The sequence below is a fragment of the Cupriavidus sp. FW305-F7 genome, from assembly GCF_058782875.1.
The window spans coordinates 15,321-28,367 of sequence record NZ_JBYSYC010000040.1; the positions used below are offsets into that span (position 1 = coordinate 15,321).

Consider the following 13,047-nt stretch of genomic DNA (forward strand, 5'->3'; position numbering starts at 1 on the left):
GACGGCAGCGGCGGTCTCAGGCCGCCTGCCGGGCGGCACGCGCGCTGGCCGCCAGCGTTAGCAGCGCGTCGACGTGGGCCTCGATGCCCGGATCGTAGTTGAGCATCGCCATCGGGTCCGCCAGCCGGCCCTGGCCGCTGCGTGCCGCGTCGACCGCGGCGCGAATCGCGCGGTCGAGCGTCTCGGCGCGATCGCGTGCGAAGGCATGCACGGCCTGCGGCCGGATCACCTCCAGGCAGGCAATATTGTCGGCAAAGACCAGAGGTGTGCCGCACAGCACCGATTCCACGCCGACCAGTCCGAACGGTTCATAGCCCGAAGCCAGGATGGTGAAGTCCGCGGCGCGGTAGAGCGCGTCGATGCGGCTGCTGTAGCCCAGTTCCCGTACCCGCGGGATGGTGCGCCCGACCGGACGGCCGGCCACGGCAAGCGTGATCGGCAGGTCCGATTCAGGGAAATAGTCGGCAAGCAGGTCGAAACCCTTGCGGGCATGGCCCGAAGACGGGAACAGGAACACGACCTCATCGTCACCGAAACCGAACTCACGGCGCAACGCGGCGCGCGCGTCGGCGTCGACCGGCGTGAAGCGCTGCGTGTCGACCGGCGGATAGATCAGTTCCACGCGGTCCGGCGGCATCCCGTACAGCTCGATCACCTCGCGGCGCATCAGCGCCGAATGCGCCACCACGCGATGCGCGCCAGCATACTGCGCACTCTCCAGGTCGATCTGCCACTGGTCGGAGCGGCGCGCTGCCGTGCCGCGCGCGCCGAGATAGCCGCGGTGGGTGCCGCCGCAAATGGCGATGTCCGAGCCGCGCACGCGGTTGCAGCCGATCAGCACTTCATCCGCTGGCAGGCGCGCTTGCAGGCGCCACGAGAAATAGCGGTCGCGCAGCTTGCCGGGCAGCCACGAGACCAGGATGCGATGCGGCGTGACGCCGGCCGCCTGCGCCACGCCGGTGTCGAAGCGGCGCGCGTAGACCGACACCTCGGTGCCGGCGCGGGCGGCCATCGCGCGGCTGATGTCGAGCGCGTAGCGTTCCAGGCCGCCGCCTGCGCCGAAGCGATTGCAGGAGATGCCAACTTTCATCGATGCATGGAATAAAGGGGAGGGGCGGCCGGCCGCCTCAACGGGTGACCTCGGGGGCGGCTGCCTTGAGATCGGTTTCGGCCTGCAACTGCGCCAGCTTGGCGTACTTGTAGTAGCTTGCCTGCGCATTCATCAGCGCCACGCCAAAGCCTGCGCTGCCGTCCAGGAAGCCGCGCTTGAGCAGGTAGGTCCGGATGAAGGCCCACAGGCCGTGGCCCGCGGCGGACGCCACCGAACTACGCTTGCCCCGCGCGTAGGCCTGCTGCGCGCCTGCGCTGGAGTAGCTGTCGATCTTGCGCAGCACGTCCGACAGTGTGCGGTAGCTGTAATGGATCAATGGCTCGCGCAGATGAGTGACCGGGTCGACCACCTTCAGGTGTTCGTGGACCAGGTCATCCGTGAAGCGGCCGCGGCCCTTGCGGAAGACGCGGGTCACATAGTCCGGATACCAGCCTGCGTGGCGCACGAAGGTGCCGCAGAACGCTGAAAGGCGCGGCAGCGCAAGCGCGTGGGCGTCGGCCCGCTTCAGATGGCCCCGGATCTCGTCGCGCAGGGCGGGGGTGACACGTTCATCGGCATCGAGGCTCAGGATCCAGTCGCCCGTGGCGGCGTCAACCGCACGGTTCTTCTGCGGTCCGAAGCCAGGCCAGTCGTCGGTCTGGATGACAGTGGCGCCGGCAGCACGCGCAATCGCCACCGTGTCATCCGTGCTGGCCCAATCCACTATAATCGCCTCTTCGCACCAGGACACGCTTTCGAGGCATGGCCCGATATTGTGAGCTTCATTCCTGGTAATGATGACGGCCGAGACTCTCATGGAACATAGGGGAGGCACGCAGGTCGGACAAGACCGACGGGCCGCCGGAGTCGCCCACGGCGCCAGGCGCTGGATCGAGACCGCGTATTCTACCGCACTGGCGCATGGCGCCCTTCGCGCACCCTGATGCGATCGAGTCGGCTCGCGGGCCGTTTCCTGATTCTCAAATTGATGATACGAGCACAATTGTCCCGTTCTGCCGGGATGGAAGAAGTCTTCCTTCTGCCTGCGCGTGCAGCATTGGCCTCTCTCTTGCCGGCTGCAATCCGGGCAAGACCGGACGCGCAGGCGCTGGCCGCATGATCGGCGCCTACGTCATCAATCTCGACACCGCGCGGGAGCGCCGGGAGCGCATTTCCGGCCAACTGGCGGGCCTTGGTATCCCGTTCCAGGTGTTCCGGGCCGTGGATGGCCGCGTGCTGGCGGAGGAGGAAGTGGCCAGCAAGTACGATGCCGCCGCCGCCGCCGCGCGTTACCGCCCCATGAGCCGGGGCGAGGTGGGGTGCGGATTGAGCCACCTTGGCGTGTACCGCAAGATGCTGGACGACGGCGCCGCCTTCGCGCTGGTGCTGGAGGACGATGCATCGCTCGGCCCCGACCTCGCAAGCGTGCTGGCCGACCTCGAGTCACGCCTGGATCCGGACCGGGCCGAGGTGGTGCTGCTGTCCCATGTCGACAAGTACACCCGCTGGGGTGTGCGCAGGCTTGGCGGCGAGCGACGCCTGGTCAGGCGCTACGGCGAATGGTGGCTCGCGCACGGCTACGTGGTGACGCGCGCCGCAGCGCAGCGGCTGCTGGCCGGCCTGCAGCCGCTGTGGTGCGCGGCCGACTATTGGTCGGCCTTTGAAAAACAGGGTCTGGTGTCGGTCAGTGCGGTGGTGCCATATTGCATTGGCCTGACCGAGCTGGCCGAGACCTCGTCGCTCGAAACGCATCGCGCCGACCTGGACGCCACCGACAAGGCTCAGCGCAGCATCGGCTATTATCTGCGCCGCTACGTCTATCAGCGCTTCCTGTTCCAGCTCATCGTCAGGCCCTTCCTTCGGGTAGCCCGGCAGAAGCGGCCGGGCTAGCGCCGGGCCGGCACGTCGCCTCCACACACAAGAAATATCAGTGACCACATCCAAACCGCCCATTTCGCCAGGTGCCGCCGTGCCGTCCAGCATGGCCAGCCGGCTCTGGTCTTACCTGCGCCCCGAGTTACGTATCTTCATCGGCGCTATCCTCGCCATGGCCGTGGTCGCGGGCAGCGAAGGGGTGATCCCCAAGGTTGTCAATGACCTGCTCGACAAGGGCTTCGGCGGCGACTACGCCGGCACGCTGTGGCATGTCCCCGCGATCCTGACCGGCGTGGCCCTGATCCGCGGCGTGGCGCAGTTTGCCTCGGGCTACCTGTTGAACCTGATCTCGAACCGCGTGCTGCTGAAGATGCGCCTGCAGATGTTCGAGCGCCTGCTGCAGGCGCCGGCGTCGTTCTTCCACCGCAACACGGCGGCTTCGCTGATCAATGCCGTGATCTTCGAGGTCAACCAGGTGCTGCAGATCCTGACTAGCGTCTTTATCACGCTAGTGCGGGACTCGCTGACGGTTGTCGCGCTGCTGATCTATCTCTTCTATACCAACTGGCGCCTGACGCTGATCGTGGCGGTGATCCTGCCGGTGATCGGCTACCTGATGTCGAAGATCAACCGCCGGCTGCGCAAGCTCAACCGCGATCACCAGGCCTTTACCAACAACGCTGCCTATGTCGTGGAAGAGGCCGTGGGCGGCTACAAGGTGGTCAAGCTGCATGGCGGCGAAGCCTACGAGATGGGCCGCTTCCGCACCGTGGCCGAGCGGCTCAAGAACTACTCGATGCGCATGGCGGTTGCCGGCGGGCTGAACCAGCCGGTCACGGCCTTCCTGGCTGCGCTGGCGCTGTCGGTGATCATCACCATTGCGATGGTGCAGGCGCAGGCCAACCAGACCACGGTGGGCGGTTTTACCGGCTTTGTGATGGCGATGCTGCTGCTGATCTCGCCGCTCAAGCACCTGACCGACATCAACCAGCCGCTGACGCGCGGCATCACCGCAGCCGAGATGATTTTCCGGCTGATCGATGAACCGATCGAGCCGCAGGACGGTGGCAAGATGCTGGGTCGTGCCCGTGGCGAGCTGGCCTTCGAGCAAGTCGGCTTCCGCTACGGTGAAGCGTCCCGCGCAGCGCTGGAGGGCATTGACCTGCGCGTCAGTCCGGGCGAGGTGGTGGCGCTGGTGGGCCCGTCGGGCAGCGGCAAGACCACGCTGGTCAACCTGGTGCCGCGCTTCTTCGACCCCACTGCCGGGCGCATCTTGCTGGATGGCGCGCCGCTGACCGAGTTGTCGCTGAAGGACCTGCGCAACCAGATTGCCTTCGTCAGCCAGGACGTGGTGCTGTTCAACGACACCGTCGCCGCCAATGTGGCATATGGCGCGCAATCCGATAGCGAGATCGACATGGCCCGCGTTGAGCGCGCGCTGGCGGCCGCCTACCTGACGGAAACGGTCAAGGGGCTGCCGGAGGGCCTGAACACCAATATCGGCGACAACGGCATGAAGCTGTCCGGTGGCCAGCGCCAGCGGCTGGCGATTGCCCGGGCGCTGTACAAGGACGCACCGATCCTGATCCTGGACGAGGCCACTTCGGCACTGGATTCGGAGTCGGAGCGCCAGGTGCAGGCGGCGCTGGAGGAACTGATGAGGGGCCGGACCACGCTGGTGATTGCGCACCGGTTGTCCACCATCGAGAACGCCGACCGCATCGCCGTGCTGGACCACGGCCGCGTGGCGGAGCAGGGCACGCACGCGCAGCTGCTGGCGGCCAACGGCCTGTACGCCGGGCTGCACCGGATCCAGTTCGCGACGCAGCAACGGTAACGGACGTACCAACGACAAAGGCCGGCGCTTGCGCCGGCCTTTGTCGTTTCCTGCGTGCTCAGTTTGGCGAGCTGACGGGCGGCTGCACGCCCAGCACTTCATCGATGGCAGCCAGCACCTGATCGCGCCGCGGCACCACGCCGCCGCCGCCCAGCGAGACCGCGCGGCCCGGCTCATCGACGCCGTACAGGTGGCGCGACGTGGTCGTGAACAGGATCACGGTCGGGCGGCGCAGCGCATCGGCGATATGCACGAAGCCGGTGTCCATGCCAACCACCAGCGATGCCTTGCCTACCATCTGCGCCACGCCGGTGATGCTCAGGCGCGGCATCACTTCGGCGTTGGGCACGCTGGCGGCGATGGTCTCGGCTTCCTTGCGCTCCGCGTCGTTGCCCCAGGGCACCAGCACGCGCAGCCCGCGCGCCGAGATCGCGCTGCCCACGCTGATCCAGTCGGCGACCGGCCACTTCTTTTCTTCGCTAGAGGTGGCATGGAACAGCATCGCGTACGGACCCTTGGCGGCCGGCGCCGGCGTGTCTGCGGGCATCTCCAGGCCGTAGTCCATGTCCCTGGTCAGCTCATAGCTCAGGGCGCGGCTGACGGCGCGGCGCATCCGCTGCCGCGCGCAATCTTCTTCGACAAATGGCTGGAACACATGGTTGTAGGCGAAGCGAGCGCCGCTCTCGCCCAACTCTGCCACGGGGTAGCCATAGCGATTGCGCGTGCGTGCCAGGAAGGTCACGATGGCGCTCTTGTAGACGCCGTGGACGTCCAGCACCGCATCGTACTTCTCGCGGCGCAGTTCACGCAGCGCACTGAAGATCGCACGCAAGCCAGCCCAATTGCGCGACTTCTTGAAGCCGCGCAGCGGCGCGGAAATCACACGCTCGATATTCGGATTCCAGCGCGGCACGTCGGCGCAATATGAGTCGGCGATCCAGTCGATCTTGACGCCGGGAAAGGCCCGCTGCAGGTCCGCGACGAGCGGCTGGGTGAACACCATGTCGCCGAGGGAGGTCAGCTTGACGATGAGAATACGTTTCATCAGGAACAGTAGGGCGGGCAGTGTGCCCCGCCTGGTTCGGAAGGTGCGTAGTATGCCTTATCCAGGAGACAAGTGTCCGTGCGATGCATGGGCGACATGGCGCCCGCTACACCCATGCCGATCCGTTAGTATCTGCATCAGAAGCTCACGATCGATGACGCATATCCAACAGGAGACCACCATGTCCGAGACGTCATTCCCCATCAGCCGCTACCCCATCCCCGCGCTGACCAACCTTCCCGACGACATCCGCGCCCGCATCCTGGAAGTCCAGGAAAAAGCCGGCTTCGTCCCCAACGTCTTCCTGGCGCTAGCGCACCGTCCCGACGAGTTCCGCGCGTTCTTCGCCTACCACGACGCGCTGATGCTCAAGGAGGGCGGCCTGACCAAGGGCGAGCGCGAGATGATCGTGGTGGCGACCTCCGGTGCCAACCAGTGCCTGTACTGCGTGGTGGCGCATGGGGCAATCCTGCGCATCTATGAGAAGAAGCCGCTGGTGGCGGACCAGGTGGCGGTGAACTACCTGAAGGCGGATATTCCGCCGCGCCAGCGCGCGATGCTCGACTTTGCGATGAAGGTGTGCAAGGCGTCGCATGAAGTGGGCGATGCCGACTTTGCTGCGCTGCGCGAGCACGGTTTTTCCGAGGAGGATGCCTGGGATATTGCCGCCATCACGGCGTTCTTCGGCCTGTCGAACCGGATGGCGAACACGATCAGCATGCGCCCGAACGACGAGTTCTACCTGATGGGCCGGGTGCCGAAAGCGAAGTAACGCCGCAGGGGCTCAGCGCACCTCGGCGCAGGCACCGCTCTTGGGATCGAACAGCACCGGCCACGCCTGCTCGTAGATGCCGGGCGTGCAGTGCTTCTCGCAGCGGTTATGGGCCAGCGTCACGCGGCGCGGGTCCTGCCACACCAGCAGCTTGCACTGGCTGCCGTCGATGGCCTGCAGTTCGATGTGCGGGCTCTCGCGGACCTGGCGGAACTCGGCCAGGTTGAATTCGCAACTGCCGCGCCGCGATACCCACAACTTCCATTTCAGTGCGCGCACCTCGTTGGCCCTGACGTCCATCAGCGCGTCTTCGCGGAAGCCATCTTCCTCGGTGCGCTTGCAGGCGGCGGCAATGTTGATGGTCTTGTTCGCGATAGGGGTGGCGCGCTCCTTGGGCGCAGCGGCGACCGCTTCGCCCTTCGCCTCGGGCGGCGGTAGGGGCGCGCGCTTGGTGATCGGCAATGGCGCGCACGCCACCGACAACAGAAGGGCCAGCAGACAGGCCCCATGGTTCGTGGCGTTCATGCCGGACTCCTCGCTTGCTTGCTTGCCGGCCGGGCCGCGCCTTGCATCGGGGCGGCAGGCCGGGCGCGGCATCCGTGCGGATGCCGCTGACTACCCTAGCTTAGTTATAGCGGATGGCAAACGGAATTGGAGTAGGACCATCCCCGAGCCCGTGAGGAGGCGGACGCAAGCGGACAGACGAATGCGCTGCAACGCGGTTACGTTCGTAAACAGCTTGATACACAGATGCGGGATGCGGCGTGCTAGCCTTCCTCAACCATCGCTCGCCGCCCCCAGAATGAAGCCCCGCGCCCTTGTTGCCCTCGTTGTATTGCCCGTGCTCCTTGGCACCATCTCCGCCGCCGCGCATGCCGACGACGACTGGGACGACGATCACCACTACGCGCGCCGCTACAAGGGCGGCGACTACAAGGAAGAGTTCTGGGTCGGCAACTGCAAGATCAAGCGCAAGTGGAAAGACAACGGCGAGTACAAGGAAGAGCGCAAGTGCAAGGACCGGCCGGTCGTGTACCAGCCGCCGCCGGCTGTGTACTACCAGCCCGAACCCGCCTTCGTGGTGAGTCCGCAAGTCGTGATCCGGCCCTAGGCCAGAATGCAGAAAGGCCCGCCAGTGAGCGGTGCCAGTGAGCGGGCCTTTCCATGCCTGCGCCGACATCTTCACATCAGGATGATGTCGTATTGCTCCTGGTGGAACGTCGATTCCACCTGCAGCGAGATCGGCTTGCCGATGAAGTCGCCCAGCATCGCCAGATGCTGGCTTTCTTCTTCCAGGAACAGGTCGATCACTTCCTGCGAGGCCAGGATGCGGAATTCGCGCGGGTTGAACTGGCGCGATTCGCGCATGATCTCGCGCAGGATGTCGTAGCAGGCCGTGCGCGGCGTCTTGACCTGGCCCTTGCCCTGGCAGACCGGGCATTGCTCGCACAGCACATGCGCCAGCGACTCGCGCGTGCGCTTGCGCGTCATCTCGACCAGGCCCAGTTGCGAGAAGCTGTTGACCGTGATGCGGGTGCGGTCGCGTGCGAGCGCTCGCTTCAGCTCGGACAGCACCGCGTCGCGGTGCTCGGCGTTCTCCATATCGATGAAGTCGATGATGATGATGCCGCCGAGGTTGCGCAGGCGCAGCTGCCGCGCGATGGTGTGGGCCGCCTCCAGGTTGGTCTTGAAGATCGTGTCGTCGAAGTTGCGCGCGCCCACGTAGCCGCCGGTGTTGACGTCGATGGTCGTCATCGCCTCGGTCTGATCGATCATCAGGTAGCCGCCCGACTTCAGGTCCACCCGGCGCGACAGCGCCTTCTCGATCTCCGCGTCGATATTGAACAGGTCGAAGATCGGGCGCTCGCCGGTGTAGTGCGACAGCCGCGGCAGTACCGCCGGGGTGTATTCCTTGGCGAACTCCAGCAGCATCTGGTAGTTCTCGCGCGAGTCGATCTGGATCACGCCGGTGGCGTCGTTGATGAAGTCGCGCAGCACGCGCTGGGCCAGGTTCAGGTCCTGGTAGAGCAGGCTGGGCGCGGGCAGGGTGGTGGCGTTCTGGCGGATCGTGCCCCAGATCTTGCGCAGGTAGGCAATATCGTTGCCGAGTTCCTCGTCGGTCGCTTCCTCGGCGATGGTGCGCACGATAAAGCCGCCGCGCTCGTCGGCGGGCACCAGGCCCTGCACGCGGCTGCGCAGCGCCTCGCGGTCCACTTCGCCCTCGATGCGCTGCGAGATGCCGATATGCGGGTCCTGCGGCAGGTACACCAGGGTGCGCCCGGCGATGCTCACTTGCGTGGACAGCCGCGCGCCCTTGGTGCCGATCGGGTCCTTGATCACCTGCACCATCAGCGCCTGGCCTTCGAACAGGGTCTTCTCGATGGCCAGCTGCGGGGTGGAATTGTTGCGGTCGGCGTCGCGTGGATGCCAGATATCGGCCACGTGCAGGAAGGCGGCGCGCTCCAGGCCGATGTCGATAAAGGCCGATTGCATGCCGGGCAGCACGCGCACCACCTTGCCCAGGTAGATATTGCCGACCAGCCCGCGCGTCAGCGTGCGTTCGACATGCAGTTCCTGCACGGCGGCCTGCTGCACGATGGCGACGCGGGTCTCTTGGGGCGTGATGTTGACGAGGATGTCTTCAGTCATAGCGGGTGAAACGCGTCGCCGGTGGTCCGGCTGTATAGGGTGGCCCGGCGCGGGGGCCGGGTCTTGTCTGGGCACGGAGGGCGCGGCTCAGAACTGCAGATGAGCCTGGCGAAGTAACGCCGCCGTCTCAAACAAAGGTAAGCCCATGATACCTGAATAGCTGCCCGCGATCCGCTCCACGAACTCCGCCGCCCGGCCCTGGATGCCGTAGGCACCGGCCTTGCCGAGCGGCTCGCCGCTGGCGACGTAGCGCTCGATCTCGGCGGGCTGCATCTGGCGGAAGGTGACTTCGGAGATCGACAGCGCATGCCGCATGCCCGTGGTCGACACGATCGTCACGGCGGTCAGGACGCGGTGGGTGCTGCCCGAGAGCGCGCCCAGCATGGCCGCGGCATCGGCGCCGTCGGCGGGTTTGCCCAGGATGCGGCCGCCCAGGCAGACCGTGGTGTCCGAGGTCAGCACCGGCGCATCGGGCAGCGCGCGGCGTTCGCGGCGGCGCAGCGCGGCTTCTGCCTTCAGCGCGCAGACGCGCTGGACGTAGTCGTCGGGGGTTTCGCCGGGCTGGACCGCCTCGAGCGCTTCGGCATCCTCGTCGTCATCGGCCAGCAGCAGTTCGTAGCGCACGCCGAGCTGGGTCAGCAGCTCGCGGCGGCGCGGGCTCTGCGAGGCGAGGTAAAGATAGTCGTGCAGGGTGTCGGGCATCGCGGCGGAGGGGCCTTCCGGCGACAGCCGGGATCAGGCCCGATGATAGGGGTGGTTCTGCGTGACGGACCAGGCGCGGTACAGCTGCTCGGCCAGCAGCACGCGCACCATGCCGTGCGGCAGGGTCAGGCTGGACAGCCGGATCAGGGTGCTGGCGCGGGCTTTCAGGGCCGGGTCGAGCCCGTCGGCGCCGCCGATCAGGAAGGCCACGTCGCCGCCCTCGCGCTGCCAGTCGGTCAGCTGCGCGGCCAGTTGCACGGTGGTGAAGTCGCGCCCGCGCTCATCCAGCGCGACGATGCGGCACTGCTTCGACAGCGAGCCCAGCACCGCCTCGATGCGCGCGGCTTCGCGCTGCATCACGGTGGCGGCGTTGTTGCTGGATGAGCGGGTTTCAGGCTTGACCTCGCGCAGTTCGATGCGCAGCTCGGGCGGCATGCGCTTGGCGTACTCGCTGAAGCCGGTTTCGATCCAGCCGGGCATCTTGTGGCCGACGGCCACGATCACCAGTTGCATGGGGCAGAGGACGGGTCATGCTGCGCGGCCGCCTGGCGGCCGCGCGCCGGGGCTCAGGCCGAGCGGGTGGTGCGCTTGCGCGCGGCCGGCTTGGCTGCTGCGGTCTTGCTGGCAGCGGTCTTGCTCGGGGCCTTCTTGACCGCGGTCTTGGTCGCGGTCTTGCGCGCGGTGGTGCCGGCAGCGGTCTTGCGCGGCGCGGCGGCGCGGGTGCCGGCGGTCTTGGTCGCTGCCGACTTGGTGGCGGTCTTGCGGGCCGGCTTGCGGATGGTGGCGATGGCGTCCGCGTCGGTGTCCTCATGGCCCATCGGCGGCGACGGCTCCTTCATGCCTTCGGGCAGGCGGGCCAGCGCGGGGCGCAGGTTGCTGGCGCGGCGCACGGTGCGCACCGGGGCTTCGTCCTCGTCCTCGTCCATCGGCTCGCTGGCCTTGGCCAGGCCGCGGCCGCCGGTGGCCAGCTTCATGCGCACCGGCTTGTCGCCCCAGATCTCTTCCAGGTTGTAGTACAGGCGCAACTGCGGCTGCAGGATGTGGACCACGGCGTCGCCGCAGTCGACCAGCACCCATTCGCCGGTTTCCAGGCCCTCGACCGCCACGATATGGCCGCCGGCTCCCTTCACCGTATCCCGCACCGACGCTGCCAGCGCCTTGGTCTGGCGGTTGGATGTCCCGCTGGCAATCACCACCCGGTCGAACAGTTCGGTCAGGTGGCTGGTGTCGTACACCTTGATGTCCTGCGCTTTGACATCCTCGAGGCCGTCGACGATGGCGCGTTGCAGTTTACGAATATCCATGGTGTCTTCTTGTTCAGCTGAGATCGGTTGGGGGTGGGCGCCGGGATTGGTGCAACCCCGGTCATGCCCTGGCCGGGGCGTTGCGGTACAGCCCGTGGTTGGCAATGTAGTGTGCCACGCCGGGCGGCAGTTGGTCATCTGCCGGCTGGCCGGCTGCCAGCCGCTGGCGCAGGTGGGTGGAAGACAGGTCGACGGCGAGCGTCTGGTCGATCCACATCCGGCCGGAGGGCGTGCATTGTATCAGGTGCGTGTCAGCCTGGCGTTCGGCCAGTGCCGCCAGCACCGGACCCTCCAGTGCCGCCAGCTCAAAACGCGGCCGCGTGGCGGTGCACAGGTGCACATGTTCGAACAGGGCCTGCCAGCCGTGCCAGGTGTGCAGGCGCAGCAGCTGGTCGGCGCCCATCAACCAGCACAGCGAGGCTTCGGGGCCGTATTCGGCGCGCAGCTGGCGTACCGTGTCGATGGTGTAGCTGGGGCCGGCGCGGTCCACTTCCATGCGGCTCACGCGGACTTTGGCGCCGCTGTCGCCAAGCGCCGCGGCGGCCAGTTCGGTCATCGCCAGGCGGTCGGCGGCAGGGGTCACGTCGTCGCCTTTTTGCCACGACTGGCCGGTGGGGATCCACACCAGCTCATCCAGCCCAAGGTGTTCGATGCACAGCCGCGCCAGTGCCAGGTGGCCGACATGGGGGGGATCAAAAGTGCCGCCAAGGATACCCAGGCGATAGGGGCGGGCGGACGGTTGCGGCGGTTCTCCCGCGTCGGCGGCGGGCTTGCGGTGTTGCGCTGGATTGGCCATAGGTCAGGCGTCAGGCCCAGTCGCGCGCTGGCAGGAAATCGGTGTACAGCGCCGCTTCGGGGCTGCCCGGTTCCGGTTGCCAGTCATAGCGCCAGGTCACCAGCGGCGGCATCGACATCAGGATGGATTCGGCGCGTCCGCCCGACTGCAGGCCGAACAGCGTGCCGCGGTCGAACACGAGGTTGAATTCGACGTAGCGCCCGCGCCGGAAGGCCTGGAAGCCGCGCTCGCGCTCGCCGTAGGGCGTGTCCTTGCGCGCCTGCAGGATCGGCAGGTAGGCGTCCAGGAAGGCGTCGCCGACCGATTGCATCATGGCGAAGCTGCGCTCGAAGCCCAGCGCGGAGAAGTCGTCGAAGAAGATCCCGCCCACGCCGCGCGCCTCGTTGCGGTGGCGCAGGAAGAAATACTCGTCGCACCACTGTTTGAAGCGCGGGTACAGGTCATCGCCATAGGGGGCCAGCGCCTGCTGGCAGGTGCGGTGGAAGTGCGCGCAGTCGCCGGCGTCGCCGTAGTAGGGCGTCAGGTCCATGCCGCCGCCGAACCACCATACCGGCTCGGCCCCCGGCTTGACCGCCAGGAAGCAGCGCACGTTCATATGGACTGTGGGCACATAGGGATTGCGCGGGTGGAACACCAGCGACACGCCCATGGCCTCGAAGCTGCGACCGGCCAGTTCCGGCCGGTTGGCGGTGGCCGACGGCGGCAGGGTGTCGCCGCTCACGTGCGAGAAGCCCACGCCGGCGCGCTCCATCACCGCGCCGCCTTCCAGGATGCGGGTGCGGCCGCTGCCGCGCAGGCGTTCGGTGGGCGGTTTCTCCCAGGCGTCGGTCAGGAACGGCTGGCCGTCGATGGCACCGATGGCATCGGTGATGCGGTCTTGCAGACCGAGCAGATAGGCACGGACTGCCTGGGAATCGATCATGATTGGCGGAAAGCGGATGGACCGGGCTCGGCGTCCGGCAGCGCTGGCGGCTGCC

14 protein-coding genes are annotated in these 13,047 nt (G+C 66.9%); 4 read left to right on the top strand and 10 right to left on the bottom strand.

Features of this window, described 5'->3' with window-relative positions:
• Window positions 1–16 precede the first annotated feature (16 nt).
• Both AC3WL8_RS29670 and AC3WL8_RS29675 read right to left on the bottom strand, forming a co-directional pair.
• Window positions 17–1,090: a glycosyltransferase family 4 protein gene (locus AC3WL8_RS29670; RefSeq protein WP_492379421.1), complete on the bottom strand. Its 1,074-nt coding sequence runs from the start codon at window positions 1,088–1,090 to the stop codon at window positions 17–19.
• Window positions 1,091–1,127: 37 nt separating this feature from the next.
• A complete protein-coding gene (locus AC3WL8_RS29675; RefSeq protein WP_211980828.1) occupies window positions 1,128–1,907 on the bottom strand; it encodes a glycosyltransferase family 2 protein in 780 nt (259 codons plus the stop codon).
• A 299-nt stretch (window positions 1,908–2,206) separates the two neighbouring features.
• On the opposite strand from AC3WL8_RS29675, the gene AC3WL8_RS29680 reads away from it, so the two are divergent.
• Together AC3WL8_RS29680 and msbA are read left to right on the top strand one after the other, a co-directional pair.
• A complete protein-coding gene (locus AC3WL8_RS29680) occupies window positions 2,207–2,980 on the top strand; it encodes a glycosyltransferase family 25 protein (RefSeq protein WP_492379422.1) in 774 nt (257 codons plus the stop codon).
• Between the two features lie 91 nt (window positions 2,981–3,071).
• Complete coding sequence (gene msbA / locus AC3WL8_RS29685; protein WP_153955049.1) at window positions 3,072–4,802, top strand: lipid A export permease/ATP-binding protein MsbA; 1,731 nt, start codon at window positions 3,072–3,074, stop codon at window positions 4,800–4,802.
• Between the two features lie 58 nt (window positions 4,803–4,860).
• On the opposite strand, the gene waaC is transcribed toward msbA, so the two are convergent.
• A complete protein-coding gene (waaC, locus tag AC3WL8_RS29690) occupies window positions 4,861–5,847 on the bottom strand; it encodes a lipopolysaccharide heptosyltransferase I (RefSeq protein ID WP_492379423.1) in 987 nt (328 codons plus the stop codon).
• Between the two features lie 181 nt (window positions 5,848–6,028).
• Here waaC and AC3WL8_RS29695 point away from each other — a divergent pair, with 181 nt between their 5' ends.
• Window positions 6,029–6,619, top strand: coding sequence for a peroxidase-related enzyme (locus AC3WL8_RS29695; RefSeq protein WP_492379424.1), 591 nt, complete (start codon window positions 6,029–6,031; stop codon window positions 6,617–6,619).
• 12 nt (window positions 6,620–6,631) lie between these two features.
• Here AC3WL8_RS29695 and AC3WL8_RS29700 read toward each other — a convergent pair whose 3' ends face one another.
• Window positions 6,632–7,144, bottom strand: coding sequence for a hypothetical protein (locus tag AC3WL8_RS29700; protein ID WP_013955892.1), 513 nt, complete (start codon window positions 7,142–7,144; stop codon window positions 6,632–6,634).
• A gap of 277 nt (window positions 7,145–7,421) precedes the next feature.
• Between AC3WL8_RS29700 and AC3WL8_RS29705 the strand changes: the two genes are divergently transcribed.
• The gene (locus AC3WL8_RS29705) at window positions 7,422–7,730 is read left to right on the top strand and encodes a hypothetical protein (RefSeq protein ID WP_013955893.1); all 309 of its coding nucleotides are present in this window, start codon (window positions 7,422–7,424) and stop codon (window positions 7,728–7,730) included.
• Window positions 7,731–7,801: 71 nt separating this feature from the next.
• On the opposite strand, the gene rng is transcribed toward AC3WL8_RS29705, so the two are convergent.
• The 6 genes from rng to hemF all read right to left on the bottom strand — a co-directional run bounded on the left by rng (window position 7,802) and on the right by hemF (window position 12,992).
• Window positions 7,802–9,268, bottom strand: a complete 1,467-nt coding sequence (gene rng / locus AC3WL8_RS29710) for a ribonuclease G (RefSeq protein WP_013955894.1) — start codon at window positions 9,266–9,268, stop codon at window positions 7,802–7,804.
• An 87-nt stretch (window positions 9,269–9,355) separates the two neighbouring features.
• Window positions 9,356–9,970 (bottom strand): Maf family protein, encoded by a 615-nt coding sequence (locus AC3WL8_RS29715; protein ID WP_153955042.1) that lies wholly within the window; start codon window positions 9,968–9,970, stop codon window positions 9,356–9,358.
• A 33-nt stretch (window positions 9,971–10,003) separates the two neighbouring features.
• The gene (gene rlmH, locus AC3WL8_RS29720) at window positions 10,004–10,483 is read right to left on the bottom strand and encodes a 23S rRNA (pseudouridine(1915)-N(3))-methyltransferase RlmH (protein WP_011614787.1); all 480 of its coding nucleotides are present in this window, start codon (window positions 10,481–10,483) and stop codon (window positions 10,004–10,006) included.
• A 53-nt stretch (window positions 10,484–10,536) separates the two neighbouring features.
• Complete coding sequence (rsfS, locus tag AC3WL8_RS29725) at window positions 10,537–11,274, bottom strand: ribosome silencing factor (protein ID WP_013955896.1); 738 nt, start codon at window positions 11,272–11,274, stop codon at window positions 10,537–10,539.
• A 61-nt stretch (window positions 11,275–11,335) separates the two neighbouring features.
• Window positions 11,336–12,070 carry a nicotinate-nucleotide adenylyltransferase gene (locus AC3WL8_RS29730; protein ID WP_013955897.1) on the bottom strand — a complete coding sequence of 245 codons (735 nt, stop codon included), beginning with the start codon at window positions 12,068–12,070 and terminating at the stop codon, window positions 11,336–11,338.
• A 10-nt stretch (window positions 12,071–12,080) separates the two neighbouring features.
• The gene (gene hemF, locus AC3WL8_RS29735) at window positions 12,081–12,992 is read right to left on the bottom strand and encodes an oxygen-dependent coproporphyrinogen oxidase (RefSeq protein WP_013955898.1); all 912 of its coding nucleotides are present in this window, start codon (window positions 12,990–12,992) and stop codon (window positions 12,081–12,083) included.
• Window positions 12,993–13,047 lie beyond the last annotated feature (55 nt).